25 protein-coding genes are annotated in these 26,151 nt (G+C 68.6%); 15 read left to right on the top strand and 10 right to left on the bottom strand.

Annotation, left to right across the window (positions count from 1 at the left end):
- The 3 genes from HL663_RS18540 to HL663_RS18550 are packed head-to-tail and all read left to right on the top strand — an operon-like array spanning nucleotide 1 to nucleotide 3,803.
- Nucleotides 1-2,223: a protein kinase domain-containing protein gene (locus HL663_RS18540; protein ID WP_173029803.1), complete on the top strand. Its 2,223-nt coding sequence runs from the start codon at nucleotides 1-3 to the stop codon at nucleotides 2,221-2,223.
- 36 nt (nucleotides 2,224-2,259) lie between these two features.
- Nucleotides 2,260-3,042: a vWA domain-containing protein gene (locus HL663_RS18545; RefSeq protein WP_173029804.1), complete on the top strand. Its 783-nt coding sequence runs from the start codon at nucleotides 2,260-2,262 to the stop codon at nucleotides 3,040-3,042.
- 5 nt (nucleotides 3,043-3,047) lie between these two features.
- The gene (locus tag HL663_RS18550; RefSeq protein WP_173029805.1) at nucleotides 3,048-3,803 is read left to right on the top strand and encodes a PP2C family serine/threonine-protein phosphatase; all 756 of its coding nucleotides are present in this window, start codon (nucleotides 3,048-3,050) and stop codon (nucleotides 3,801-3,803) included.
- A 300-nt stretch (nucleotides 3,804-4,103) separates the two neighbouring features.
- On the opposite strand, the gene HL663_RS18555 is transcribed toward HL663_RS18550, so the two are convergent.
- Nucleotides 4,104-4,931, bottom strand: a complete 828-nt coding sequence (locus HL663_RS18555) for a M23 family metallopeptidase (RefSeq protein WP_173029806.1) — start codon at nucleotides 4,929-4,931, stop codon at nucleotides 4,104-4,106.
- Between the two features lie 717 nt (nucleotides 4,932-5,648).
- Nucleotides 5,649-5,927, bottom strand: a complete 279-nt coding sequence (locus HL663_RS18560) for a hypothetical protein (RefSeq protein ID WP_173029807.1) — start codon at nucleotides 5,925-5,927, stop codon at nucleotides 5,649-5,651.
- A 620-nt stretch (nucleotides 5,928-6,547) separates the two neighbouring features.
- Here HL663_RS18560 and HL663_RS18565 point away from each other — a divergent pair.
- Together HL663_RS18565 and HL663_RS19515 are read left to right on the top strand one after the other, a co-directional pair.
- Nucleotides 6,548-7,009 (top strand): SGNH/GDSL hydrolase family protein, encoded by a 462-nt coding sequence (locus tag HL663_RS18565; protein ID WP_286175790.1) that lies wholly within the window; start codon nucleotides 6,548-6,550, stop codon nucleotides 7,007-7,009.
- Between the two features lie 363 nt (nucleotides 7,010-7,372).
- Nucleotides 7,373-8,134 carry a DUF7002 family protein gene (locus HL663_RS19515; RefSeq protein ID WP_502709035.1) on the top strand — a complete coding sequence of 254 codons (762 nt, stop codon included), beginning with the start codon at nucleotides 7,373-7,375 and terminating at the stop codon, nucleotides 8,132-8,134.
- Here the strand turns inward: HL663_RS19515 and HL663_RS18570 are convergent.
- Nucleotides 8,104-8,301, bottom strand: a complete 198-nt coding sequence (locus tag HL663_RS18570) for a hypothetical protein (RefSeq protein ID WP_173029809.1) — start codon at nucleotides 8,299-8,301, stop codon at nucleotides 8,104-8,106. The two genes, HL663_RS19515 and HL663_RS18570, sit on opposite strands and share 31 nt — an antisense overlap.
- Nucleotides 8,302-8,535: 234 nt before the next feature.
- On the opposite strand from HL663_RS18570, the gene HL663_RS18575 reads away from it, so the two are divergent.
- The gene (locus HL663_RS18575) at nucleotides 8,536-9,036 is read left to right on the top strand and encodes a hypothetical protein (protein ID WP_173029810.1); all 501 of its coding nucleotides are present in this window, start codon (nucleotides 8,536-8,538) and stop codon (nucleotides 9,034-9,036) included.
- Between the two features lie 115 nt (nucleotides 9,037-9,151).
- Here the strand turns inward: HL663_RS18575 and HL663_RS18580 are convergent, their stop codons facing one another.
- Nucleotides 9,152-9,379: a hypothetical protein gene (locus HL663_RS18580; RefSeq protein WP_173029811.1), complete on the bottom strand. Its 228-nt coding sequence runs from the start codon at nucleotides 9,377-9,379 to the stop codon at nucleotides 9,152-9,154.
- Nucleotides 9,380-9,577: 198 nt separating this feature from the next.
- On the opposite strand from HL663_RS18580, the gene HL663_RS18585 reads away from it, so the two are divergent.
- Complete coding sequence (locus tag HL663_RS18585; protein WP_173029812.1) at nucleotides 9,578-10,306, top strand: class I SAM-dependent methyltransferase; 729 nt, start codon at nucleotides 9,578-9,580, stop codon at nucleotides 10,304-10,306.
- A gap of 431 nt (nucleotides 10,307-10,737) precedes the next feature.
- Here HL663_RS18585 and HL663_RS18590 read toward each other — a convergent pair whose 3' ends face one another.
- Nucleotides 10,738-11,049, bottom strand: a complete 312-nt coding sequence (locus tag HL663_RS18590) for an antibiotic biosynthesis monooxygenase family protein (RefSeq protein ID WP_173029813.1) — start codon at nucleotides 11,047-11,049, stop codon at nucleotides 10,738-10,740.
- A gap of 66 nt (nucleotides 11,050-11,115) precedes the next feature.
- Complete coding sequence (locus HL663_RS18595; protein ID WP_173029814.1) at nucleotides 11,116-11,880, bottom strand: LysE/ArgO family amino acid transporter; 765 nt, start codon at nucleotides 11,878-11,880, stop codon at nucleotides 11,116-11,118.
- Nucleotides 11,881-11,949: 69 nt separating this feature from the next.
- Between HL663_RS18595 and HL663_RS18600 the strand changes: the two genes are divergently transcribed.
- Nucleotides 11,950-12,840 carry a LysR family transcriptional regulator ArgP gene (locus HL663_RS18600; protein WP_173029815.1) on the top strand — a complete coding sequence of 297 codons (891 nt, stop codon included), beginning with the start codon at nucleotides 11,950-11,952 and terminating at the stop codon, nucleotides 12,838-12,840.
- A 1,040-nt stretch (nucleotides 12,841-13,880) separates the two neighbouring features.
- Nucleotides 13,881-14,642, top strand: coding sequence for a class I SAM-dependent methyltransferase (locus tag HL663_RS18610; RefSeq protein ID WP_216842633.1), 762 nt, complete (start codon nucleotides 13,881-13,883; stop codon nucleotides 14,640-14,642).
- Between the two features lie 668 nt (nucleotides 14,643-15,310).
- Here the strand turns inward: HL663_RS18610 and HL663_RS18615 are convergent.
- Complete coding sequence (locus tag HL663_RS18615; protein WP_173029818.1) at nucleotides 15,311-15,607, bottom strand: putative quinol monooxygenase; 297 nt, start codon at nucleotides 15,605-15,607, stop codon at nucleotides 15,311-15,313.
- Between the two features lie 503 nt (nucleotides 15,608-16,110).
- Here HL663_RS18615 and HL663_RS18620 point away from each other — a divergent pair.
- The 3 genes from HL663_RS18620 (at nucleotide 16,111) to HL663_RS18630 (ending at nucleotide 18,233) form a co-directional block, all read left to right on the top strand.
- Complete coding sequence (locus tag HL663_RS18620; RefSeq protein WP_173029819.1) at nucleotides 16,111-16,983, top strand: tyrosine-type recombinase/integrase; 873 nt, start codon at nucleotides 16,111-16,113, stop codon at nucleotides 16,981-16,983.
- 157 nt (nucleotides 16,984-17,140) lie between these two features.
- Nucleotides 17,141-17,422: a YlcI/YnfO family protein gene (locus HL663_RS18625; RefSeq protein ID WP_216842634.1), complete on the top strand. Its 282-nt coding sequence runs from the start codon at nucleotides 17,141-17,143 to the stop codon at nucleotides 17,420-17,422.
- Nucleotides 17,423-17,606: 184 nt separating this feature from the next.
- On the top strand, nucleotides 17,607-18,233 hold the full coding sequence (locus tag HL663_RS18630) for a hypothetical protein (protein ID WP_173029820.1): 627 nt from the start codon (nucleotides 17,607-17,609) through the stop codon (nucleotides 18,231-18,233).
- On the opposite strand, the gene HL663_RS18635 is transcribed toward HL663_RS18630, so the two are convergent.
- The 3 genes from HL663_RS18635 to HL663_RS18645 are packed head-to-tail and all read right to left on the bottom strand — an operon-like array spanning nucleotide 18,221 to nucleotide 21,770.
- Nucleotides 18,221-19,615, bottom strand: coding sequence for a glycosyltransferase (locus HL663_RS18635; protein WP_173029821.1), 1,395 nt, complete (start codon nucleotides 19,613-19,615; stop codon nucleotides 18,221-18,223). The genes HL663_RS18630 and HL663_RS18635 overlap by 13 nt on opposite strands.
- A complete protein-coding gene (locus HL663_RS18640; protein ID WP_173029822.1) occupies nucleotides 19,612-20,655 on the bottom strand; it encodes a glycosyltransferase family protein in 1,044 nt (347 codons plus the stop codon). The genes HL663_RS18635 and HL663_RS18640 overlap by 4 nt, the downstream gene beginning before the upstream one ends.
- On the bottom strand, nucleotides 20,655-21,770 hold the full coding sequence (locus HL663_RS18645; RefSeq protein WP_173029823.1) for a glycosyltransferase family protein: 1,116 nt from the start codon (nucleotides 21,768-21,770) through the stop codon (nucleotides 20,655-20,657). The genes HL663_RS18640 and HL663_RS18645 overlap by 1 nt, the downstream gene beginning before the upstream one ends.
- A 338-nt stretch (nucleotides 21,771-22,108) precedes the next feature.
- On the opposite strand from HL663_RS18645, the gene arr reads away from it, so the two are divergent.
- The 3 genes from arr (at nucleotide 22,109) to HL663_RS18660 (ending at nucleotide 26,127) form a co-directional block, all read left to right on the top strand.
- Nucleotides 22,109-23,047, top strand: coding sequence for an NAD(+)--rifampin ADP-ribosyltransferase (gene arr, locus HL663_RS19485; protein ID WP_353654106.1), 939 nt, complete (start codon nucleotides 22,109-22,111; stop codon nucleotides 23,045-23,047).
- An 82-nt stretch (nucleotides 23,048-23,129) separates the two neighbouring features.
- Nucleotides 23,130-24,377 (top strand): glycoside hydrolase family 3 N-terminal domain-containing protein, encoded by a 1,248-nt coding sequence (locus HL663_RS18655; protein ID WP_286175791.1) that lies wholly within the window; start codon nucleotides 23,130-23,132, stop codon nucleotides 24,375-24,377.
- A gap of 49 nt (nucleotides 24,378-24,426) precedes the next feature.
- Nucleotides 24,427-26,127 carry an NAD(P)/FAD-dependent oxidoreductase gene (locus tag HL663_RS18660; protein WP_173029824.1) on the top strand — a complete coding sequence of 567 codons (1,701 nt, stop codon included), beginning with the start codon at nucleotides 24,427-24,429 and terminating at the stop codon, nucleotides 26,125-26,127.
- Nucleotides 26,128-26,151: the final 24 nt, after the last annotated feature.

Consider the following 26,151-nt stretch of genomic DNA (forward strand, 5'->3'; position numbering starts at 1 on the left):
ATGGCGGACGGCAGCGAAAGCACACTCGATGTACAAATGCTCGATCCGAGGGAGTACCTCACGGGAAATCGCAGGATCGTCGTTGACACGTCGGCGCTCCTGGAGAGCCGGGAGGGCTACGCGGGCGGCGTTCCACAGTTGGTGATGAACTGCGCAGAGAAGCTCGAGAAGAATCCGCTGGTGATCCCGAAGGCAGTCCTCAACGAACTGACCAACCAAACCTCCCCTTGGCGTGTGCGGAAAGACCCTGAGTTGGCCAAGCGCGCGAAGCAAGCGAAAGACCTGGTTGAGGATCTCGTCAGCGATGGGTTCGCGACGACCGACTTCGGAGGCTTCAAAGACTTCGACGCTGACCCCGAGTTCACCACGATCGCCAGGGTCGCATCCGAGATGGGCTGGGAAGTCCTGTTCTTGACAGCTGACATCACCGTGAAGCTCGAAGTGCGACTTCTCGGCAAGAGAGAAGACAGTTCTCACGCTGCTGGTGCGGCAACCTCGGACGGACTGGTCGAAGTTGAGAACCCTGCATTCATGCTTGCCAAGGGCATGAGCAAGAAGAGGTTGCTTGCCGACAAGCCTGGCAAGGCCGATGAATACGACCGACTGTCTGGGGTGCTCAAAGAATGGCCGAGTGCCTTCGGCGTACACCCGAAGCCAAAGCGGACGGCCCAAGTCAGGAGGGCTTCCAGTCGCAGACGTGAAGCACCAGCAACGCCCTTCGCTCCATCCACTGCACTCAGGCCGCCGGATGAGGCCTTGGCGGTGCGGAGTTTCCCGGGCGAAGGTGATGAGGCAAGCTTCGAACGTCCCGGAGTGAGTGGTCACTTGGTGCTCGGCGAGCGCATCTCTCGCGGCAAGGAAGGAAGCGTTTACGAGATCGAGGAAGAGCCCCACCTCGTCGCAAAGATCTTCAAGAAGGGCAAGGTCACCACACACCGCAAGCAGAAGGTTGAACTCATGGTTCAACACAAGGTGTGGCTCGCTGGCATCTGCTTTCCTGAGTCCACAGTGAGTTTCGAGGGTGAGTTCGTCGGCTTCACGATGCGCCGCGCACAAGACGCACATGTGCTCAACGACACCATCTTCATCCCCCAAGAGCTCGACCGCCTGTACCCGGGCTGGACCCGCCGCGACCTCATAGACGTCTGCCTGTCCTTCCTCAAGAGGGTGAAGTCGCTGCACGACCTCAACATCCTCATTGGTGACATCAACCCGAACAACGTCATGCTGGGCAACCAGAAGGACGCCTGGATCATTGACATCGACTCAGTCCAGATTGAGGGCTACCCGTGCCCCGTGGGGTGGGACGAGTTCACGGCGCCGGAAATCCTCGGCGGCGTCCAAGGGCTACGGTCCATCGAGCACGAATACTTCGCGGTCGCGGTCATGCTGTTCATGATCATGATGACCGGCACGTTCCCCTACGAGAACAGCGGCTCGGACGACACGATCCAGAACATCAAGTCTGGCCTCTTCCCGTATGGGTTTGAAGGCAAGTCCGAGAGAGATCTACAGCCACCCCTACGGTGGCTTTACGTGTGGAGCCACCTTTCGTACCAACTCAAAGGGCTTTTCTGGAACTCCTTCCACCGCGATGGATCGCGGTATCAACCCGCCCAGCGTGTCACCGTTGAGGAATGGATCAGTGCGTTCGAAGACTTCAAGAAGAACCTCAACAATCGCTACGTCGATCCGCAGTCACTGGAGATCTTCCCCATCCGCCGCAAGGCGGAGGGCGGTGCGAAGCTGCTCGGCTGCCCTCAGTGCGGCCGGCAGAAGTCGATTGCTCAGTACAGCGTCGGCGACGGTCCCGACAAGGAGTTCCGCACCCCTTCGGCCTGCAATGAGTGTCTCCCGCACTGCCAGAGCTGCGGCGAGGCACGAGAGCCAGAATCGCTAGAAGCCGGGCTCTGCTGGTCATGTCGTAGTGCGCGGCGGGAGTCACTAGACCCCACCCGACTGTGCGAGCGCTGCGGAAAGCCGTTCATCACCCACGGCAATGTCGAGTGGCACGAGCGGAACCACATAAGCATCCCCACAACCCACAAGACGGGCCCTAGAGGAACCTACCCCGCGGAATGCGTTCCGAAGTCAGCGGCCAAAGCCTCCACGACCACTAGGCCAACGACCACGCCGAAGTCCACCGGCACCACCAGGCGGGCCCCAACCACGCCGTCGGAGACCCTTGGCCAGAGGATCGCGCGATGGTTCAAGAATCTGTAACGAGCGCAGGAAGGCCTGCGAGAAAGGGGAACGCCCATGGCGCGCACCAAGATCCTCGATGAGGACATGGCGAACAATCGCTCGAAGCTGATCCCCATCGCCATCTGCGTGGACCGCAGTGGGTCCATGGGCGAGGGCACCAAGAAGCCCGACCTTGAGACAGCTCTCAAGAAGTTCTACCGCGACATTGAGGCCGACCCGCGTACTCGATACGGGGCTGACTTGTGCCTGATCGCGTTCAGTGGCACGGCCGATGTGGTCCAGCCCTTCTCCAGCATTGATCGAGTCGATCGAGACTTTCGACTTGAGTTGACGGGAGACGGGACGAACATCAGCGGCGCGGTACGCGATGCCCTTGAGTTGCTGGCAAAGAGGCGCGAGTACTACAAGCAGGCAGCGGGGGGCCGCCGTGCTGCTCGCCCGACGCTTGTCCTGATGACGGACGGCGATTCCAACGTCGGGGTTGAGGAGCAACCCGCCGTAATCAAGCAGGTCCAGGAGATGGCCCACCAGAAGAAGTTGACCGTCATCACTATCGCAATCGGCGACGGCGTTGACGGCGTACTTGACTGGGAAACCCTCGTCGACTTCAGCCCCGAGATTCCGCCACTCCAGTTGGAGAGCCTTTCGAGCTTCCGCGAGTTCTTCAAGGTTCTCTCGGACTCCATGTCGAGGTCGGCGTCCGAGGGGTCTGAGGCAGGTCCCGAGATTGAGCCCGAGGACATCGAGGAGCTGGTTCCTGTCGAGGCCCTCAAGCACACCGTTTCCCCTGGCAAGCTCGACAAGTACAGAAACTACAAAGAGATGTTTCAAGGCTGATCTTGATGCGAGGAAAGTGGCGCGAGTATGCCTACCAGGTGCGCGGCAAGAGCCATGTGCTGGACGGCAAGCCAGGTCAAGATCGGTTCCAGTATAAGTCCCGGAACGGCGTGAAGGTTCTATGCATCGCGGACGGCGCCGGGTCGGCCAAGTTCTCAGAGCATGGCGCACAGGTAGTCGTCAATGCGGGGTGCAACTTCGCGATCGAGCTTCTCAGCTCCGGACAGGCGTCGACTCCGAGTCTCGACGCAGGCGCGCTTCACGGATACCTCGTCGAGGAACTAACGAAGGCGGCGGCTCGACTGGGATGCGACATAAAGGATCTCGCATCCACGTTCCTCTGCGTGGCTGTCACCGAGCGCTTCTTCGTCGCGGTGCAGATTGGGGACGGAGTCATTGGAGCCGAGCGCAACATGGAACTCGAAGTTGTCACCCTCCCCGACAATGGTGAGTTTGCCAATGTGACAACCTTCGTTACGTCGAGGGACGCGGCTTCCTCGATGCAGGTCGTTAGCGGCGAGATCGAGGACTACTCCGGCTTCATCCTGATGTCGGACGGCACAGCAGACAGCCTGTACAACTACGAGAGCCGTGCTTTAGCGAGAGCTTGCAGGACCCTCCTCCGAATCGTATCCGAAGCCCCCATCTACCCCGTCGCCAATCCTGCGCACAAGAAGGAACTCAAGCGAATCATGGACCTTCAGGTTCGCGAGGGAACCGACGACGATTGCTCAATTGGCATCCTCGCCAGAACGGACTGACGCCAGAGTCACACCTAGCGAGCGCATCCGTCCTTCTGCACCTGTCGGCACGCAATCCTCGGGGACGGACTTCGCGACCGACCTGCACACCTCACGAGCCGACGAGGTCGCCCTCAACGCGGAGTGGATCGAAACGGAACGGCGTGTGTAGATGTGACCCACACCGCCGCCTGCAGACGCAGTCGGCCGGTGGCTGTGACCACGCGCGTTCCCGCCCCTTTGGGAGCATCGGTCCGCCTGGGGCCCATATGGGAATCGCTCCGGGTCCCGCATTGGCTGTGTTTCCCACCCTATGTGTACTCAGAGCGTGCCCTTCCACGGCCTGACGCGAGAGGACTTGACGATCTTAAGTGGATCAAAACGGTCGGTGGCGAAGTGCAAGTGGTCAACGCCGTTGGCACGTCCCGAGTACCCGAGCACCTGCCCCCGTCGTACGGACTGCCCTGGCCGCACAATGATCTTGCTTAAGTGGGCGTAGTAGGCGCTTCTGGCTAATCCGGTTCCGTAGTTGAGAGTGAGACGCTCGCCCTGAAAACGAGGGCCTCCTCCGTGCTCGCCAAACCCGCATCCAGAGCAGACCTTCCCATCGGCTACCGCGAGGATTGGAGTGCCTTCAGGCAGGCCGATGTCCACTGCATGATCACTTTGCCAGTTGTTGGGTGGAGCTGTGTAGGAGTGCGTTCCCTGACCTGGGCCACCGATGAGCGTGCCCTTCGCTGGCCCCCTCTTTGCCCGCATATAGAGCGTGAAGGCCTCCATCCCGAGATCTATGTCGGGGATAGGTGAGTTGTTGTAGTCCTGAAGCGCTTCGAGCGGAAACGGGGTGGGCAAGAAGGTCGGTTCGAGGTCGACGTAATGGCTAACGTTGTTCATCGCTTGCCAGGAGAAGTAGTCCAGTTTGGCTAGATAGTCGGCCGACGACTGTCCAATCAGCGGGCTCGCCTGAATGTGGAAGCCTGGCGCACCAAAGTTCCCCCAGGCTGGGATCTGTGTCATCGGCACTCCCAGATCGATCTCGAAACGGTTGATCTGAGGGAGGATCATCGAGTGGACGCGGACGGCGGCAGCTTCTCGCGCTTGCCAGACCGCGCTGGCCTCGTCCTTCATCGCCGTCGTAAGGTTCGCCATCCCCGTATCTAACCCCGACGACGTCCTCTAGCAACAGGGGTGCCTCGCGAAGCAGGTCAGTGCAGAGGTCGGGTCAGGGAGCCGTAGTGCAGGATCCCCATTCGGCAGTGGCGTCCGTGCTGCTTTTCGCCGCGAGCAGAGTTACCCGGGCCGAACGGTGCGACCGACCTTGCGGTTGGCGAACGGCCGGGTTCCCCACTCAGCGCCGAAGCTGGTTATGAGCTCTGATTCAACATCTTCGGGGTCGACATTGGGAGTCTCGCGCCAGGCGACGAGGAGATCGTCGCTGTCCTGCAGCTGCCAGATGTACCGGCCGCCCCAGTGTCCCACCGGCTCGCCCTCACCGTGGCGTCTGCACTCGCTGAGGCGCTTCGCGAGTCCGCGACGCCCGGAAGATCCGGCCGAGGCCTTCCCGATGTAGAGGATTGAGGCGCCCGACACCCAAGCGCGCTCGAGCGTCGTCACATCCACTGACGGGCCCTTCCCCTTGAAGCACCCGGCCCTGCTGGTGGCACGAAACCGCGGAGCGCCGACACTCTCGCGAATCACGACGTAGACCCCGGCGGACCTGGGCACTGCTGCCTGGGGAAGGGACTCTAAGGTCACGAAGCCCTCGAATCCCGCCGCCCTCAGCCCGGTTCTCGACCACTCCATGAGGACAACTCCGTATGACGTCGCGGCCGCGCGTGGTGAGCCGCCCTCGCCGCGCAACAGGGCTCACCAGTCAGACTGACGAATGCGTGGGTCCATGAGGATTGCACAGACGTAGGCGGATCCTTGTCGGCCCTTGAGCTGGCTCGGATTGCTCGCCGGCATGCTCGGCAGCGCCTTCGCGAAGTTGGTACGAGACAGGACGCGGTTGATCTCGCGCCCCTCGCGGGACACCCGGATGAACTGCCCTGGCGCCCGATAGGTGAACCGAAGCCCGGTCACGGTCTTGAACTCGCCACCAGCGTGCCGCTCGATCCTTGGCCAGACATCCTCAATGGTTGCCACTCTTTCGCAGTCTGCCTTCAACGCCGAGCCGTCGCATCGATGCGGTCGCCGAGCCTGAGTCACACCGTCGCGTGACGACCGTCCTACTCGCGGCAGATCCGGACGTTTCAGTGCGGCCACTTGGCGATTCGCGGACGGCCGACCTCGGAGTATCCCCGCAGGGCAATGGCTCGATCGGGCCAGTGACCGCGCACTCCGGGGTTGAGGACGATTCTCGCCGTGGCTCACTCCCGCGCCGTCGCGGCGTGCACCGCTGCCGCTGTCGCCGCGGTGGTTGCGTCCGCCGGCTGCGGGGCCGGCTCGCCCCCGGCCACGGTGACGAGCGGCGCCCTCGCCTCGACGACCACGGCGGCAACTGCGGCATCCCCAAGTGCCACCGGTGCGCCGAGCGGTCCCTTCGTCCTGGGGCTGGGCGACTCCGTGCCCGGTGCCGGTGGCCCGTGCCAGCAGGACCCGAACTGTCGCAGCTACGTGCTGGTACTCGCCGACCTCGCCACCACCGCGCTCGGGCATCCCGTCGCGGCGGTCAACCGCGCCAGCAACGACAACGTGACCAGCGCCGACCTGCTGCGCGAGGTGCAGGGCATCCCACCACCCGCGACCTGGTCACCACGGCGAGCATGGTGGTCATCCAGGTCGGCAACAACGACTGGCAAGGCCCGTGCACCTTCGCTGACGCCGCCACGTGCCTCGAGGCGGGCCGAGGACGCGTCGAGGACAACCTCGGCTCCATTCTTGACGAGGTGCTCACCCTCCGCGGCGGGTCTCCCAACGGGATCCGGGTCGTCACGTACGCCAACACCCTGCTCGAGGACTCACCCGCGGAGGCGTGGGGCTACGCCGACACCTCCGCCAACGAACAAGCAATGGTCAAGATCTACTCCAAGGCCATCCGGAAGCTCGATGCGACGATCTGCGTACTGGCCCAGGCCCGATCGGTGCGCTGCGTTGACCTCCTACCCTCGATCAACGGGCCTGACGGCACCCAACCATCGAGCATCGGTGGAATCCACCCAACCCGCGCCGGCCATGAGCGAATCGCGCAAGCCGTGGCCGCCGCCGGCTTCGACGACGCGTCCTGACCGCACAGCGCAGGAACCACCCAACCGGATCCGTCGGCTGTGGCCACAACGCCGCCCGGCAATCCAAGTAAGGATGTACAGCGGGGGGGTGCGACAAGGCCGAGGTCGCTGCGGCCAGCGGCGACATCCTCGCGTTCACCGCCGCCCACCGGACACGTCCCGCCAGGCACCGGCTAGCTCCGACCTCTGCCCGACAAGGGTCTTCTGCTCGGCAGATGAGAACGACGTTGGTCCGCGTCCTACCGCCGCGAGAACCCGGCAACCTACTCGCTTGCCCTTGCCAGAGGCCTAAGCCCCTTCGGTCCTGAGCCGGCCCGGACCTAGGCTCGGCACTCAGTGCGGGCAAGTGAAGGGGGCGCGCAGATGCAGGACGACGAGTTCTCATCTCGCTATCCGAGGTGCTACCACCTGGCCCACGGACCGGATGCTTGGCCGAGCATCAAGGAGCACGGGCTGCTCAGCGTCGCTGCCCTCCTCGAGCGATGGGGGGTTCCACTGGGCCAACGCCACCGCCTCCTGCGTGAGCGCCGCTCGGCGACCGTCCCCTTGTGGCACCCCGTGTACGGCGTCGCATACCTACGCGACCAACACCCCTTGAACGTCACGATGCTCGAGCGCGCCCTGACCGACATGACCGTCCCGGATTGGCTCGAGCAGCTCAACCGGCATGTCTTCTTTGCGCCGACGCCGAAGCGCTTGAAAGACCTGCACGCGGCCTATGCCGACCAACCACGGCTTGTGCTGACCCTCGATACCCGGTCCCTGCTGACAGAGCACAGGTACCAAACGACTTGCCGCGATCAACACTGGCGCCGTGCGACACGTCAACCACACCCGCGGCAGCAACACGCTGCAGCGAGTCTCGGTATTCGACACGAAACGCGAGGTCGCCGAGATCGCTGTGATCAACGCTGTCCCCGATATCGCTCAACACACGAGACGAGTCGAGGTCTGGAATCCCGATGGGAGTCGGACGACTTTGGCTTAGGCGCACGGCGCCGACACGCCATAGGTGGCGGTCGGGAGGGCAGAGCCTCGCGGAGGACGCCGCGCCACCGAGCAACCTCACGGGCGTCCTTCCGCCGCGTTACCAGCTACTGCTCAACTTGCCCCAGGTACTCGTAGACCACCGACAGTTTGCCGTTGACGCGCTCGATCTTGTCGACCGTCCGCTTGTAGCGAAAGACGGCATCGGTGTCGAACGACAGGTCTTGGTACTCCGCAAGAGGGTCATTCAAGCTGGTCGTTCCATCGTAGGCCGCCTCGAAAGACGGCATCTGTGATCGCGTCATCGGTCATCAAGGAAGGCTAATCCGAGGGGAACCGTGAGGTCGTTGTCGGACCGAGGTAATGCGCGAAGGATTTGGCCAGGGCGCTCAGCCCGCAGCCGGCTCTGACGCGCGGAGCCGTGCCGCGGTGCGCGTCCTTTCGCCGCCAGCAGGTGTCGCCTCGGTGACGTGGCCGCGCCGAAGTCGAAGCTCTGGGGACCACACACCTGGATGCCCGGCTCGTCGTAGGGTCGGCCGATGACGAGTGAGCACCTGAGTGATTCAGCAGTCCAGCGGAGTGCAGAAAGCGCAATTGTCGAAGCCCTGACGGCACAGCTCGGCCTCGAGGGCGCCCTGAAGCCAAAGCGAGTGACTGTGCTCGGGGGCAGCTTCGTCCGACTGGATGCTTGCTCAGACGACGAGAGCATCTTGGTTGAGGCGTACGCGAGGCAGGGCAAGCTCAGGGGTGCGCAGATCAAGAAGATCAGCCAGGACATCCTCAAACTGGCTCTTCTCAAGCGTGACCCTCGATTGAGCAACTCACGAGCGATTGCTGTCTTCGCCAGCGAAGAGGCTCGCGGCTCGATCACCGGTTGGGTGCGTTCGGCGGCCGACCAGTTCGGCATCGAACTGGTCGTCGTCGACATCCCTGACACCCTGCGTGACGAGATCAAGTCGGCCCAAGCCCGACAGGTCATGGTGAACGTCGAGATTCCTATGGAAGACATTGCAGACGACGTGGCGCTCGAGAAGCCCTAGGTGCCTCTCTGCGGGTGCATGCCGACAGCTGCAGTGGCTGCTTCCGCCTGCGTCACTGCGCCGCCTGCCGGACTGCCTTGACTACGACGTCTGCATCAAGACCAAACGGAAGGGGTCAGGTCGCGGTGGCCTTGAGCGCCGCGCACATCTTCGGGAAGAGATAACAGAACTCTCCGCCGCCCCACGAGTCGACCAAGCCGCCTGCATCTTCGAGAGCGTTCCACATCGGTTCCGAGGCCCGGACGATGTGTTCTGCCGCCTCGAGGTCCACCTCGAGCGCCGCACTCACGGCCGCGATCACTTCAGAACGGAACTCCTCGGGCAGGTCATCAAGAGGATCCATGACCGGAGAGTAAGTCGTCTCGACTCCTCGCGGGAGTGGAAGTCGACGATGCGTCTCCCCGCCGCCTGAAGGCTAGGGGATTGGCTGGATACCCGCGGGCGACTGCTCGTCAGAACCTCATGTTCACTTCTCGACACGCAAGTACTGGTGCCCGGCAGGTGCGCGCCCCCGCCACGTGGTTTGGCACAGTGGCGTGGCATGACGCCCGAACCCCAGACCGTCGAACAGCAGCCCGACCATTACGACGCCTTCGCCGAGGCGTACGCGCGGGCGAACGACCACGGACTGTTCAACCGGTGGTACGCCCGCCCTGCCGTGCTGGACCTGCTGGGCGACGTCGCAGGGCGGCGCATCCTCGATGCCGGGTGCGGTTCCGGGCCGCTGGTCGCCGACCTCCTGAAGCGCGGCGCGCGCGTGGCCGGCTTCGACGCGAGCCCGGCGATGATCGCGCTCGCTCGGCAACGGCTCGGGGCCGAGGCAGACCTCCGGGTGGCAGACCTGACGCAGTCGCTCCCGTACGAGTCCGGGGCGTTCGACGACGCGCTGGCCGTCCTGGTGCTGCACTACCTCGAGGACTGGTCGCGGCCGCTGTCCGAGCTGGCCCGGGTGCTGACGCCCGGCGGTCGCCTGGTCGTGGTGGTCAACCACCCGACCATCCCGCCGGTGATGTACCCCGACGTCGACTACTTCGCGACCGTGCCGAACGCCGAGGAGTACGACTTCGACGGCGTCACGGCCACCCTGACCATCTGGTACCGGTCGCTGAGCGCGATGTCGGAGGCGTTCACCGCCGCCAGCTTCAGGATCGCAGCGATCAGCGAACCGCCGGTGGCCCCGGACACCCCGCGCGAGCTGCTGCCGGACTCCGAGACCGACCCGACCCGCTTCATCGGCTTCATCTTCTTCACCCTCGAAAGGATCTCTTGAGGCTGCGGCCGTGACCTCAGCCCTGTGCGTCGATCCGCCGCGTAGAGCGCCCGGCTAGCGGGCTGGCAACGCCTTGTGATTCGCGCGATGTCGAAGAAGAGCAACGGGACCGACTGGGGTGAGGGCAAGCGCGACGACGCATCCGGCTGTACTGACGCCGGGCAGTTGCATCGGGTCGACAGGAATCACGAGCAGCGCAAGGCCGAGCCCCCACATGAACCACCTGCCGACCACGCCTCGGCGCCAGGCCAGTACCCCGAGACCGTTCAGGAGTACGGCCACCCCGACCAGTGCTGCAATCTCAGGCTCGGACATCCCCATGGCCGAGTGTCCCAAGTCGCCAGCGCGATTGGAAGGGCCCCTTGCTACCTGCGGCATTCCGCCGCGAGCCGTCCGGGGATGCCGGTGGGGTGGATGTGACCGGCGGGCGCTCACGGGTGGGTGGTGAGTCGGTCGTCTCCGTAGGTGGCGGTGACGTTGCTGATGACGACCTGGTAGCCCTGGTACCAGCGGTGGACGTGGTCCTTGGCTTCTCGGTGGGCGGGGAAGCGGGCGAGCTCTCGGACCGAGGCCGTGTCGGTGAAGTAGTAGATGGCGTTGACCAGGCCGCGCTCGGGAGCGGTCCACGTCTGCGCGCTGACGAATCCGGGCAGGGCGCGGGCGTAGGCGTCGATCTCCTGGTCGAGGCGGTGGAACTCCTCGTCGTACCCGCCGGGAGCGAAGACGAACTGGCAGCAGATCATTGGCCGGTGTCTTCGCTCGGGGGCTGCCGCGACGCCACCCGTGGATGCGCTGGAAAGCCGACCACGTCAGGCACCGGCTACGAGAGCGATCGCGATGCACGTCATGACCGCAGCGATGATGCCGTCGAGGATGCGCCACGCGCGTGGCCGCGCGAAGACCGGAGCCAGGACCCGTGCGGCGAGCCCAAGGCTGGAGAACCACAGCGTGCTCCCGGCGATGGCGCCGGCGGCGAACGCCCATCGCGCCTGCCCGTGGGTCGAGCCGACGGAGCCGAGCAGGACGACGGTGTCCAAGTAGACGTGCGGGTTGAGCCAGGTCAGCGCCAGCGTGGTCGCCACGACACCCAGGCGACCGCGCGGTCGCCGCGCGGACGGGGCTGGCACCTGCGCCGTGAGGGTCGTCCCGGCGGCCGCCGACGGGACCGATCCGCCCCCCGCGACGTGCGTCGCGGGTACGCCACCGGTCGCCACGTCCGGCATCGGGCGATCGTCAGGGCCGGCGTCGACGCGGAGTGCCTGCCCCTCGCGGGCGGGACCTCGCCACGCGCGCGCGGCCGCCATCGCCGCGTACGCCAGCAGGAACAGCGCGCCGGCCCAGGTCGCGACACCGACCAGCCACGGCGCGCTAGTGAAGAGTGCCCCGGCTCCACCGACACCGGCGGCGATGAGGGCCGCGTCGGATCCGATGCAGATCACGACCACCACCAGCACGTGCTCCCGGCGGATGCCCTGCCTCAGCACGAACGCGTTTTGCGCGCCGATCGCGACGATCAGACCCAGGCCGAGCCCGAGGCCTGACACGGCAGCAGCGGCAAGGTTGGGTGAGTTCATGACGCGAGCGTAGGGACGAGGGGAGTTCATAGACCAGTTCAGAATTCTTCAGAACCATTAGGCTGATTGATGATGATCCCCTCCGAGCTGATCGAGACGCTCACCGCCGTCGTCCGGGACGGCACGTTCGACGCGGCCGCTCGGTCGCTGCACCTGACCCCCAGTGCGGTCAGCCAGCGCATCAAGGCCCTCGAGCAGCGAGTAGGCCGAGTGCTCGTGGTCCGCTCCAAGCCGGTGCGCGCCACCGAAGCCGGCGAGGCCCTGCTGCGCCTGGGACGGCAGCTGACCCTGCTCGAGGACGAGACGCTGCGCCGGCTCGGCACCGAGACCACGCATGACCGGCCCACCACGCTGGCCATCGCCGTCAACGCGGACTCGCTCGCGACGTGGATCCTCCCCCCGCTCGCGCGGGTCGCCGCCCGCGAACCGGTCGTCTTCGACCTCGTGCGCGACGACCAGGACCACACCGCCGACCTGCTGGCCTCCGGCGCCGTGATGGCAGCCGTGGCCGGTGACGCGAACCCCGTGCCGGGGTGCACCTCCACCCCCTTGGGGCGGATGCGCTACCGCGCCTACGCCACACCCGCCTACGCCGCCCGCTGGTGCCCCGACGGACTGACCGCCGCCGCACTGGGTCGCGCCCCACGCCTGGACTTCGACCGTAAGGACACCTTGCAGGAACGGTTCTCCCGCCGCCTCGCCCGCCGCACCCTGAACCCGCCCCAACACTTCGTCCCCGCCTCGGCCGACTTCGCCGTCGCCACACGACTCGGCCTCGGCTGGGCCATGCTCCCGGCGGAACACGCCCACGCGGCCGTGGCCGCCGGACAGCTCGTCGACCTCGCCCCAGGCCAGCACCTCGACGTCCCCCTGCACTGGCACCAGTGGAAGCTCCACTCCACGCTGCTCGACGCCGCCGCCCACGAGATCCACGCCGAAGCCACGCGGGCCCTGCACTAGCCGACCAACAGAGGGGCAGCCGTCACCTCCCAAGCGCTGAACGCAGGCCGACCACCTGCGGCACGCCTCGGCACTTCGAGATCCGCCCCACTCCGCCGCCTATCGACCGGCTCGAGGGCGGCATGCGGACCTAAGATTTCTCGGATCGGATGGCCACGCAGATGACTTGCGGAGTGCCGGCGGTCACTGGCCTTGGGGACCTATCCTGTGAATCCGGCCAAGACGTGGGAGGTTTAGGTGTTCGAAGAGGCGCGTCCGGCCGCCTTCGAGCGAGAGGACCCTGAGGGCCCGACCCAGAGTGACTGGATCACCATCGGGACGCGTGAGTACATGGTCTGCAAGGTCCCGGTCCGCCTTGGCGGAATCGTCATGTACTTCGGGTGGGGTGGCCTCTTCCAGGCAACGGTCGGCGTCCTCTTCTATATGCGAGCAGTGCGACAGTCATCGGATTGGGCCGCACGCATCTACTGGCGCAAGAAGCGTTGGTACAACACGCCGATGCACCGACAACTCCAAGTTGAGTTCGCCAGTATCAAGCAGGCAGAGAACCAAGTGAGCGCCTTTGAGCAGACCCTGCTCAGTGGGGTCGTACCACTGGGTTAACAGGTGGGCGCGCTTGCCGAGTTGCCCCCAGCTCCGACGCTCACGCCTCCCCTTCTCTGGACGCCCCTCATCGGCAAGGCAGGAAAGCTCTGAGGCCGACGGCCCTGCTGCATATCGCCGCCAGCCGACCTAGCTCATTGCGGCATATGAGTGCGTCCACCCGTAGCCAGCGCCGGCGGAATGACCTCTGACAAAGACGTCGTGGATCCGGTGCGAGCAACGAACGGACGGGACAGAGGCTTGAGCATCGTTCGTGGCGCGCACTGGAAATCAGTGGACTTTCTGCGGCCAGCGGTGGTTGGGTCCTGTTCAATGCTTGGCTGCCACGGGCCCGGCACAGGGCGGGGCCGCACGGTATGAATCGCAGGCGCGATCTGACCCGTGAGTCGTCAAGTGATGAGGTGATAGCGGTGACTGGTTATGGGGCGCTATCAGACGTGTACGAGTGGTTGATCGGGGACGACAAGCTGACCCCCGCCGATGCAGCTGCGGTCTACTACAGCGATGCCGTGGGCTCTCTGCCACCCGAAGCGCGCGTCCTCGACTGCGCGTGTGGAACCGGGCAGCTCGCCGTCGGTCTCGCGAGTCTCGGCCTTGATGTGGTCGCCGCAGACGCCAGCGATGGGATGGTTCGTCGGACCGAGCAGGTCGCCAGCGAGCAGGGTGTCTCGCTTCGAGCCCTCCGCGCGAGCTGGGAGGAGCTGCCCGACCACCTGGAGGACTCAACGTTTGATGTGGTTTTCTGCGTCGGCAACTCGCTCGGGCACGCCGAGGGCGCGGCTGGGCGCATGACCGCGCTGGGGGCCATGTCGCGGCTGCTGACTCCGGGCGGCCGCCTCGTGCTCACGTCACGCAACTGGGAGCGCGTGCGCTCCGCCGGCTCACGGGTGGACGTTCGCGATCGACTCATCCGCCGCAACGACCGCGATGCGGTCGTTAGCTACTACTGGCAGATCGAGCCGCGGTGGGACCAGGAGCACTTCCTCGAGATCGTGGTCGCCCAGATCGAGCCAAATGGGGCAGTGCGCGCCAGCTCGGAGCGGTTGTCCATCTGGCCCTACCGATACGAAGACCTTGTGGCGCAGTTGCACAGCGTTGGGCTCACGATCCAGTCGACCACCTTCGACGCCGACAGCGACGGATACGTGGTGGTCGCGTGCCGCGAGAAGGCGGAAGGCAACTCCGAGTCGGTGCGCTGACCCGCTGTTCGTCGTGGTCGATGCCGACCTGCCGGCTCGGGACCGTGCCCGAAGACCAGCACACCGCCCTCGAACTCGCTCTCGACCTGCCATAGAGAGCGCACATCAGCATGAGCAGGTGCCTCAACATGCGTCACTCCGCCGCGAGACGACTGCCTCAAGCGTTAGTCAGCGACCGGTCACAACGCATCGGTTACCGGATGAAGCGGAGCATGTTGATCGGGATGGAGGGTGGGGCAACTCGGAGGGGCCCACTCAGATCCTGCACGAACGTTGCGTAGTCGGTGAAGTGTCGCCGTCGGCTCAGGTAATGCGGGTAGTGATCGAAGTGCCATCGGCACTGTTCGATGTAGTCCCGGTGGTCCCCCAAGGCCGAGCCGCTCGCACTGTCGTGCGAACTCCTCAAGGCCCTCCATCATCTCTGTGCACTGACCAGGAGTTGCTCCGTATGCGCCCCACAGGACGCCCGCAGGTAACTCGTGGAGCGCTCCGATCATCCAACTCCGGCTCAGCAGATAGGCGTCAACCTCTTCCGGCCATGACCGTGAGGTTTCGGCGGCATTCATGCCGGGAGGTTAGCGAGTCGCGGTGGTTGGCCGAGCCGGCTCGAGGAACTAGGTGCGTCTATCGCCGCCAAGGGGCGACGACCCAGCCGAGCGGGCGAATCTCTACTTGACCGCGAGCACGTCGATCGGTGAGATCACCGCATCCTCAGCCAGCAGGTCTGAGGCGACATCCTGAAGTGCCGCCGGGATCTGGCCGTTGACGTGGGCCTGACGAGCGTCTTCGCTCTCGAAGGTGTCGAAGATCCCGTACGTCGTGTCGTCGAGTCGGAACGCGTACCAAGTGACGGTGCCATCCTCCTGAGCTGCCAGCTCCCGGCCCTTCCTCAAGAACTCTCCCAGCTCATCCCCCTTGCCGGGCTTGGCCTTCAACGTCGCCAGCAGTCCTCGGTCGACAGCCATGATTTGGTCCTCTCATCGGGATGTCGCGTAACCGGCAGTGCGACGTCGGGTGTGGCATCGCGGCTCGGCGAACCTGACCGTACGCCCTCAAGGCAGGCACGAGACCCCTCCCGAGCGCGCGGGTCCATGCCACGACGGGGCCGAGCCCGGGGACGCTGATCACACACGACGTCCACTCCCCCGCCGGACGGCAATCCTCCGAGAGCCCGGGGCGCCACCGGAACCGCTTCAGACGACGCGGCCAGGGTCACCAACGCGTCGATTACCAGAGCGCTGCTACCACCGAGCCGAGGCGCACAAGTGCGTCCTCCGCAGAATGGGACCTCTAGCGGTGCGTCACATCGCCGCCTGACGGGACTGTTCAGAGCGGCGTGTCGGGTCTAGCCTTCGCCGGGTTCGATTGCCCGGCCGCTGTCGCGGCGGGCGGGTGGGCGCAAGCTGGTCGCCGCGTGAGGTGTCCCATGTCTGCTCCCACTGCTTTGCTTCCGTTCCAACCCTCGTCGATGACGCCCGCTCAGCTGGCCGCCGTGTCGTTCCTGGCGCGCTACACGGGGCGAACTCACCGCCTCTACTCGTCCCATCTGCGGGAGTGGTTCTCCTGGTGCGAGAGCCACGGCCTGGACCCGCTGGTCGGCATCCAACGCGCCCACGTCGAGCTGTACATCCGTGGGCTGGGGGAACGGGGACTGATGGACTCCTCGGTCGTGACGATGATGCACGGGGTGCGCGGTTTCTTCCGGTTCGCGCAGATCGACGGCCTGGTCCCGGCCGACCCAGCGGTCTACGCGCGGCTGCCGAAGGTGCACCGGGACGAGTCCCGGACCCAGGGGTTGGACCGGCTCGAGCTGATCCGCTTCCTGCAGGTCTCCCAGACCATCTCCGTTCACCACGGTGCGCTCGCGTTCCTGCTCGGGATCAACGCGCTGCGCGCATCGGAGGCTGCGGCGGTGCGGATCGAGGACTACGCCGAGACCCTGCGCGGGCATCGCGTGTTGCGACTTGTCGGCAAGGGCAACACGCCGGCCACGATGCCGGTGACCGTCCCGGTGCTGCGGGCCCTCGAGGCCTGCCGCGGTCAACGCACCAAGGGGTCGCTGATCCTGCGACCGCAGAGCAAGAACCCGATCGACCGGCGTGACGTGTACCGGATGGTCGCCCGTATCGCCAAGGCCGCAGGCATCCCTCGGCACATCTCCCCGCACTCGTTGCGGCACGCCGCGATCACCAACGCCCTGGATGCCGGCGTCCCGCTGCGGGACGCGCAGATCCTGGCCCGGCATGCCGACCCGCGCACCACCGAGCACTACGACCGGGCCCGCGGCAACCTCGACCGGCACGGAGTGCACTTCCTGACCGCCTACGTCGCCGGCGTCTGAGTCGAGAGAACAGCGCGTAGTACATCGTCGTCCACTGGTTGAGCGGCCAAGGAGATCCGGTTGGACCCCGAGGCGACTCGGTACATCCGCTCACGTGGCGACAGGTACCCCGATGCCGAGGGGGTCGAGCCCGACTGGATGCAGGAGGTCATGGCAGATGGCGACCTCACGCTCTACCAGCAAGGAGACAATGATGGCGGACGCGATTGACCCAGCGCTGGCCGAGAAGCTGCGCGAGGAGTCGGAGCAGACCAAGGACGTCGCCTACCCTTCCGGCACGACCGGCCGACGGCCGAACCGGCAGAAGGTGTACTCGGTGCGGCTCAGCGCCGAAGAGGAAGCCGAGGTACAGCGCGTCGCCGCCGCGAAGCACCTTCCTGCCTCGACCCTCGTCCGCTCATGGATCCTCGAACGGCTCGACAGCGAGCGCTCCGCCTGATGTAGCGCTCTCGCCGCCTGTTGGCCACGCCCGAGCGGCGCCTCATCAGGCTGCTGCGCAGAGTCGGACATCACTGGCCGATCCGCGTGACCCACTCGAGCGAGAACGCCGTCGCCGTCCTTGAGACTGTTCTCATGACTCCTGCCGTGCGGATACTGCCCCTCGTCGTCGGCGTGGTCCGCTGATGGCGTTGCTCGACGCGGGGTCGGGGCTGCTGTTCACGGCCGCACCCGGCACGGCCAGCACGGCGCTGCGCGTGGCCTTGCTCGACCGGGGTGGCGTCGTGGAGGTTCCCGCCACCGACGCCACACGGGTCGACGGCATCGACGCCAAGCACGCGACCGCCGCCGACTTGGTCGGTGCCGGACTCCTGGCGCCGGACCACGGCCTCCGCGTGGTGACCACGACGCGCAACCCGTTCGACTTCTACGTCGCGGAGTACGAACGCAGCCGCCGTCGCTGGGTGCACGAGCTGAGGCAGCCGGACTCCTGGGTCTACTCCACCCCCGGCGCCGTCGGGCGCGTCGTGGATGCCGTGACGCTCGAGTTCAACGAGTGGCTGGCGCTGGCCATCGACGGACCCGGCGAGCGTCGCGTCAACCGCGGCCACGTCGAGGAGGCCGACGTCGTGCTGCGCATGGAGCACCTCGAGCACGACCTCCGCAGCCTCCTCGACCTCGACCTCACGGTGGCGCCCACCAACGTCACCGACCGGGAGCGCGCCTACTGGCGCGCGTACGACGCCACCGGTCGCGCCCTCGTCGAGACCGCTCACGCCGCCGACCTCGAGCGGTTCTCCTACGCGTTCTGACCGCGCGACCGAGGCGGTCCGTCCACTCCCGCGAGCCCGGCCCTGAGCAGAAGGCCCGCCACGCCGGAACCGGTCGGCGTGATGTCCATCGCCGCAGCGGACAACGGCTGTGCGGCAGCAAGATCCGGCTGGTCCCACAGCGAGGCCCGGCGCAGCGCGCGCATCGACCGCACCTCGAGGAGCGGCCGGCCGAGGTCCTCGACCGTGATCCGTGCGGGGGCATCGGCGCGGTCCACGTCGGAGAGCAGACGGTGCCACGTCGCGGGCGTGGCGTGGGCGGGCGCATGGAGGTGGACGTGACGCCGGTAGCGCCCGGCCGTGTCCAGCAGCGCCGCGTCGGGGACCTCGTCCCCGTCGCCGTCGGGGCGAGGACGCACGCGGCGCTCGTCGGGCAGCAGCGCCGCGTGCGCATCACCGAGGAGCAGCCGCGCGGTCGGCGCGGCCTGGAGCAGGGGGTCGAGCGCGATGACGAGGGCCGCGAGGTCGAATCCGGGTGACACCGTCACCACGACGTCGTCCGCGCCCAGGTCGAGGGCCCGGGTGGTGACCCCGGGGACGCCGACGCGCGCGGCGACGGCGAGCGACTCCAGGTCCTTCGCGTGGCCGGTGCCCTCGGCTCCCCAGGTCCGCGGCTCCACGCCGGCATCGGGGCCGTCGTGCCAGACGGTCGCGTCGGGGGCATGGGCCAGCAGGCCACCGGCCTCCCACGCGCGCGCGGCCCACTCCCAGTCCTCCCCGCCGTAGGCCGTGAACCCCTCGTCGAAGCCGCCGACGTGGTCGAACCACCAGCGGCTGCAGGCCACCGCCGCGGAGATCACGTGGCGGAAGGAGAGCGCGTCGGCGTGCAGCAGGTCGCCCGAGCCGGCGTACGCCTCCCGCAGCCAGGCCGGCTCGGTCAGCTCGTGCTCGGGTCCACCGGTCTCGACAGGCGCGTCCACCGGGACGGTCGCGAGGTCGGCGTGCCGGCGCCGCCCGACGACGACGGCCTCCGGCAGCAACCGCGGGAGCCGGGTGATGGTGCGCAGGAACGACGGCTCGGGCGCGCAGTCGGCGTCGAGGAAGACGAGCACGTCCCCTCGGGCCCGCCGGGCCCCGGCGTTGCGCGCGGCGGAGGCCCGGAAGCCCAGGTCCTCCTGCGTCACCAGCCCCACGCCGTCGGGGACGCTCGGGGGCGGCTGGGTGCCGTCGTCGGTGACGACCACGTCGACCGCGTGCGCGGGGTAGTCCTGGCGGGCGAGCGCGTGGAGCGTGCGCTCGAGCTCACGCTGCTGGCGGTAGTGCAGGACCACGACACCGACGGTGCGGACCGGCGCGTCCTGCCCCTGCACCAGGTCCCAGCGGTTGGCCGGCACCGGCTCGCCCCACGGGGGCCGCGGGCTCACCGCGCCCACCACGACCGGTAGGCGCGGACCACGTCGTCCAGCGTGTGGGGCGGCCGGTAGCCGGGGGGCAGCCAGGTCCGCGCGGGGTCCTCCAGGGCCAGCGCCACCTCGGCGGGCCAGGCGTCGAGCGGACGGACGAGGTGCGCGCCGGGACGCAGGTCGTCGAGCTCGACCGTGGACGGGTGCTCGCGCAGGAGCGGCCGCCGGCCCGCGGCGAGCCAGCTGTTGACCGACCCCGACGCCGAGGGATGGCGGTGCGCGGCCACCGGCACCGTGGTCTCGCGGATGGCCCGGAGCAGGTCGTCGTCCTCGAGGTACCCGGTGACGTGCCACGGGACCCCGAGGCTGCTGGCCAGGCGCGCGAGGTCGTCCGCGAGCTCGTCGTGGCCGGCGGCCACTCCCCCGAGCGCGGCCACGCCGAGGGCGTGCCCCCGCGAGCGCATGGCGAGCGCCAGCTCGATGGCCTCCTCGTGCCCCTTGTCGGGGTAGACCCAGCCGACCACCCCGATCCACCCGTCCCGGGGACCGCTCGTTGCGGCGGTCGGCAGGACGGTCGGGCCGTCGGACACGGCGTGCGCGGCGCCGCTCGACCGGGGCTCGAGCACCACGGGGAGCGGGATGACCTCCGGGTCGCGGGGCGCCTCGGGGATGGCCGCGGCGGCCAGGGTGGCCTCCCAGCGGCTGTTGACCGCCCACGCGGACGCGCGCGCCACCAGGTCGGAGTAGACCGCCGCCCGCCGGCCCCACCGCATCCCCTCGGCCGGCTGCGGGACGTCGTGCAGGGTGAGGCTCAGCCGGGTCCGGTCCGCCCACGCGCCGACCACGTCCAGCGCCGCCGCCGGGGAGTCGAAGAGGCCGGAGGAGAAGTGCAGGTGGACCGGGCGGCCGTGGAGGCGCGCGGGCACCTCGTGGCCCCGGACGACCGGGACGCCAGCCGCATCAGCCACCTGGCGGGCCAGCAGCGTGACCCCGTGCCGGTCCGGACCGGGGAGCCAGTGCACCGGCAGGTCCTCGACCTGCGCGCCGACCGCCTCGCTCATCAGGCTGCCCCCTCGCGCCGGCCGGACGTGGAGGCACCCGTGTCGGGCCACCGCTCCGCGATCCCCCGGGCGAGGAGCTCGGCGTACACCTGCGCGTGCACGGCGCGCACCTCGGCGGCCTGCCGCGCGCGGGCGTCGGCATCCGCCCCCGGAAGGGACTCGGCGCGCAGCGCGAGCGCACCCCGGACGGCGTCGAGCAACGACGCCTCGTCGGCGCCGTCCGGGCGCCACCGGTAGACGCCCTCCGGCCCCTGGTCGGCAAGGTGCCCGACGGCCGGCGCGACCACGCTCGTGCCGAGGTCGTGGCACGCCTCCAGCCAGCCCGAGTGCGTCCCGTGCCGGTAGGGCAGGACGGCCACGTCGAGCGAGGCCAGGTGCGACCACAGGGCGTCGTCGTCCATCGGCGGGTGGACGACGAGCCGCACGCCGTCGTCAGCGGCCTCGGCCAGGGCGCGGCACGCCCGCCGGGCCCGGTCGTCCGCAGGGTCCCGCCAGGTCCGCTCGTGCAGCCACACGCAGACGTCGGCCTCGGGCATCGCCCGGGCCAGGTGGCGGAGCGCGGGCAGCAGGCCGACGGCGTCCGTGCCGGCCCGCAGGTCCTTCAGCGTCGTCCCGACGACCGGGCGGCCCGCGGGTACGGCGGCCGTCCGCGCCTCACGCACCGCACGCATCATCGGCAGCGGGACGAGGTGCGGGTGCCGCGCGACGACGGCCCGTCGGTTCCAGCGTCGCTCGATCTCGGCCGCGGCCCCGGGGGTGAGGGTCAGCACCGCGTCGGCGGCCTCGACGAGGACGGACAGGCGCGCCTCGTAGCCGGCCTGGTCGTGCAGGTGGGGGTTCTCCAGGTCGTGGACCGTCTGCACGAGCGGTCGCCCGGTCTCCCGCAGGGCGCGGACCGTCTGCTCGAGGGTCGACAGCGGCACCTGCTCCACCCCGAAGTGGACGTGCATGAGGTCGAAGTCGGAGCGCTCGACCCACTCGGGGGTCAGCATCCGCGGCGGCCACCAGCGCGTTCCGGCCACCTGACCGTCCAGGTCGGGATGCGGGTCCGGCAGCGCGACGAACCCGCTCTCGGCGGGCATGACGGTCCGCGAGTACGCGTGCCCGCCGGGCACCACCGCCACCGTGCGGACCCGTTCGGGCTGCCTGGTGAGCGTGCGGATGCCTGCATCAGGCCGGACGGCAAGGGGCACGGACGTCACTCCCGGGATGTTGGGACGAGGCGGCGCAACCACGCCCGCCTCGTCGGTCGGTATCCCACCGGTCCTACCCACCTACGGTGACAGCCACGCACCCGCCGTCCCCGTTCGGGGATCACCGTCGCCCCGGACGGGGTCGTCGGTCCAGGACGGGGCCGTTTCCCCGCCCGCGGCCGACAACCACGTCCGTCGCGCTGGTTGGTCGTGCGCGGCTCCGGCAGCGGGCGCGCCCGCTCGGTGCCAGACTCGAGCGGGTGGCCGACTTCGAGCTGACGACGGACGAGCTGCGCGCGGTCGCCGGGTACGCCGCGGACTGCGCCGAGCCGGCCCTCGTGGTGTGGGGCCGCACTCACCCCGACGACGACCGACCCCGTGCCGCCGTGGCCGCGGCCCGGGCGTTCGCCGAGGGAGCACCACGTTCGAACCTCCAGCGGCACACCGCGACCGCGGCCCACCGCGCCGGCCGGGAGGCATCCACCGAGGCAGCGAAGCACGCGGCGACCGCGGCCGGTGACGCCGCCGCCTCCGCCTACCTGCACCCGCTCGCGAACGCCACACAGATGCGTCACCTCCTCGGCGCCGCCGTGCACGCGGCTCGGGCCGCCGAGCTGCACCGGGGCGACGACCCCGTGGTCGCCGAGTACGTCCTCGACGCCGCGGCCCGGCGGGCGAGCCCGGTCGTCCTCGACGTCCTCTCCCGCTACCCGAGGGCGCCTGTGGGGCGGACCCGCGTCGCGGCGCTGATGCACCGGCTCGACGTGCTGCTGCGCGACCCTCCCCCGCCGAAGCGCGTCGTCGACGACCCCGGCCCCTTCTTCCACGGCACCCGCGCCGACGTCAGCCCCGGCGACCTGCTGACGCCGGGGTGGCGCTCCAACTACGGGACGGGTCGCCCGCTCAAGCACATCTACGTCACGGCCTCGTCGAACGGCGCTCCCCTGGCGGCCGCGCTCGCGCGGGGCGACGGCCCTCCCCGCGTCTACCGGGTCGAGCCGCTCGGCCCGCTCGAGGACGACCCGAACGTCACCGACAAGCGCTTCCCGGGCAACCCGACCCGCTCCTACCGCACCACCGAAGGCGTCCGCGTGGTCGAGGAGGTGCTCGGGTGGGAGCCGCCGGACGCCGCGCTCGTGCAGCGGATCCTCGACTCGTCCGGCGAGCTGGCCGAGCTGGGCATCGAGGCGATGGACTGACGGCGGCGCCGGCCGCCGCGGCGCTCCGGCCCGCGACCTGCACGATTCCCCGGCCCGCAGGCTGGTCACGTAGCGTTTTCGGGTGACCACCCCCACGCGTCCCCGCCCCCGCCGCGCCGCGCTCGCCCTCACCGGGGCGCTCGCCGTCACCCTCGCCGGCTGCTCCGACGGCACCCCCGAGGCGGCCCCGACGACCGCGTCCTCCACGAGCGCCTCCGCGTCGCCGTCGGCCTCGGCCACCCCGTCGCCCAGCGAGACCGCCACCTGCGCCGACACGACGTACGAGGCGATGACCGCCGACCAGCGGCTCGGCCAGCTGCTCATGGTCGGCTTCGACACCAACGCCTCGCTCGACGCGCTGGACTCGACGATCGCGAAGGACCACGTCGGCAACGTCATCTACCTCGGCGGCTGGGAGGGCGCCGAGAAGGTGTCGACCACCTCCGAGCACCTCCAGGGGCTCGTGTCGCGCAAGGCCACGGCGGGCGTCGACCTGATGATCGCCGCCGACCAGGAGGGCGGCGAGGTGCACCAGCTGCGCGGCGAGGGCTTCACCCGTCCCCCGACCGCGAGCGAGCAGGCGCAGATGTCCTCCTCCGCGCTGCGCAAGGCGGCCGCCGGCTGGGCCGAGGAGCTCAAGGACACCGGCGTCAACGTCAACCTCGCACCGGTCACCGACACCGTCCCCGCCGACATCGGGCGGGCCAACGAGCCGATCGGGAAGTACGAGCGCGAGTACGGCTCGGACCCGAAGACCGTGGAGAAGGCGTCGACGGCGTTCATCGAGGGGATGCTCGACGGCGGCGTGGAGGCGACGGTCAAGCACTTCCCGGGCCTCGGGCGCATCCGCAACAACACCGACTTCAACAGCACCGGCATCACCGACCCGACGACGACGCGGGACGACGCCTACCTCGCGCCGTTCGCGGCCGGTGTCGACGCGGGCGCCGGCCTCGTCATGGTCGGCTCGGCCAACTACGCGAAGATCGACCCCGGTGTCCCGGCGATGTTCTCGCGCACGGTCGTCACCGACATGCTGCGCGGCGACCTCGGCTTCGACGGCGTCGTCATCACCGACGACGTCAACGCGGAGGCCGTGCGCTCGACCTCGCCCGGGCAGCGCGCCGTGAAGTTCGTCGAGGCCGGCGGCGACATCGTGCTGACCGGCGACGCGTCCGTGGCCCCGGCGATGCTCGAGGCGCTGGCCGCGAAGTCGGCGAAGGACGACGACTTCGCCGCGCAGGTCGACGCGTCGGTGCAGCGCGTCCTCACCCTCAAGGACCGGATGGGCCTGCTCCCCTGCTCGTCGTCGTCGAAGTCCGGGGACTGACCCCGGACCCCCCTCCCGCCCGGGCCCGGACCGGCCTAGGCTCGACGGGGTGACGGCCTCCCCCTCCACCGCACCGGCCCCGGTCATCGTCCTGGCGTCCGGCGACCACACCGACACCCTCCTCGACGTCTTCTGGCGCTACTCGCGCGAGTACGACCTGCGCACCGCCGGCTCGTGCCGCGAGGCGTGTGACGTCACCGAGGACGCCCTCGCGCAGGGCCACCAGGTGGCGATGTTCGTCACCGACTCGCGCCTGCCCGACGAGGAGAACGTGCTCGCCGCGTTCGCGGAGTGGCGCCACCTCGTGCCGACGGCGCGCCGGCTCGTCGTCGCGCCCTATGACCGATTCCTCTCCGACGCCCCGCGCCTGCGCTCCGGCATGGCCAAGGGCAAGTACGACGCCTACCTGCTCATGCCGCGCGGCACGCGCGACGAGGAGTTCCACCACTCCGTCACCGAGCTGCTCAGCGAGTGGGGCTGGACCGCCACCGACCCCGACGTCGTCGTCGCGAAGATCGTCGCGCCGCCCGGTGACGTCGTGGCTCAGCAGGTCCGCGACTTCTTCGACCGCATGGGCATCCCCTGCCGGTCCGTCGAGCCGGACAGCGAGATCGGCCGGCACGTCGCCGAGCACTTCCCCGCGGACGCCGGCTACCCCCGGGTCTGGGCGGCCAACCGCGACCCCATCGTCGCGACGTCGGTGCGCGACGTCGCCCGGTCGTTCTTCGACACCCAGGCCGAGCGCGAGATGGACGCCGCGGCGGGCGCCGACGTCGTCGACGTCGCGGTCGTCGGCGGCGGCCCGGCCGGGCTCGCGACCGCGGTCTACGCGGCGTCCGAGGGGCTCTCGACGATCGTCCTCGACGGCAGCGCCATCGGCGGCCAGGCCGGCACGAGCTCGATGATCCGCAACTACCTCGGCTTCCCGCGCGGCGTCTCCGGGATGCGGCTGGCCCAGCGGGCGCGCAACCAGGCGCTGCGCTTCGGCACGCGCTTCCACACCGGCTGGGAGGTCGAGGAGCTCGTCGCCGGCACCGGGGACGAGCCCCATCTGCTGCGCGGCGCCGACTTCGAGATCAGCGCGCGCTCGGTCGTCGTCGCGTCGGGCGTGGACTACCGCCACCTCGGCGTCCCGTCGGTCGAGGCCCTCGTCGGGCGCGGCGTCAACTACGGCGCCGCGATGTCGCTCTCGCGCGAGATGGAGGACCAGGACGTCGTCGTCGTCGGGGGCGGCAACTCCGCCGGGCAGGCCGCCGTGCACCTTGCGCGGTTCGCCCGCTCGGTCACCGTCGTCGTCCGCCGGCCCTCGTTGTCCGAGACGATGTCGGCCTACCTCGTCGGGGAGATCGAGTTCAACCCGCGCATCACCGTGCAGCCCTGCACCCAGGTCGTGGACGCCGGTGGCGAGGGGCGGCTCGAGTGGGTCTCCCTGCGCGACACCACGACCGGCGAGACCCGGCAGCGTCCGGCGTACGGGCTCTTTCTGCTCCTGGGCGCCGAGCCACACTGCGGCTGGCTGCCGGACGAGGTCGCGCTCGACGGCCGCGGCTTCGTCCTCACCGGCCGCGACGTCCCGAAGGACCGCTGGGTCGACGGCCTGCCGCCCGAGAACCTCGCGACGAGCGTGCCCGGCATCTTCGCCGCCGGCGACGTGCGCGCCGGCTCGATGAAGCGGGTCGCGGCCGCGACGGGCGAGGGGGCGTCGGTCGTGCCCCTCGTCCACGCGTGGCTGAGCCCCGGCGAGGTCTGACGCCGACCTCGCTGTTGGTGCGGA

Origin of the sequence: Arthrobacter sp. NEB 688, assembly GCF_013201035.1 — a bacterium.
Taxonomy (GTDB): domain Bacteria; phylum Actinomycetota; class Actinomycetes; order Actinomycetales; family Dermatophilaceae; genus Phycicoccus.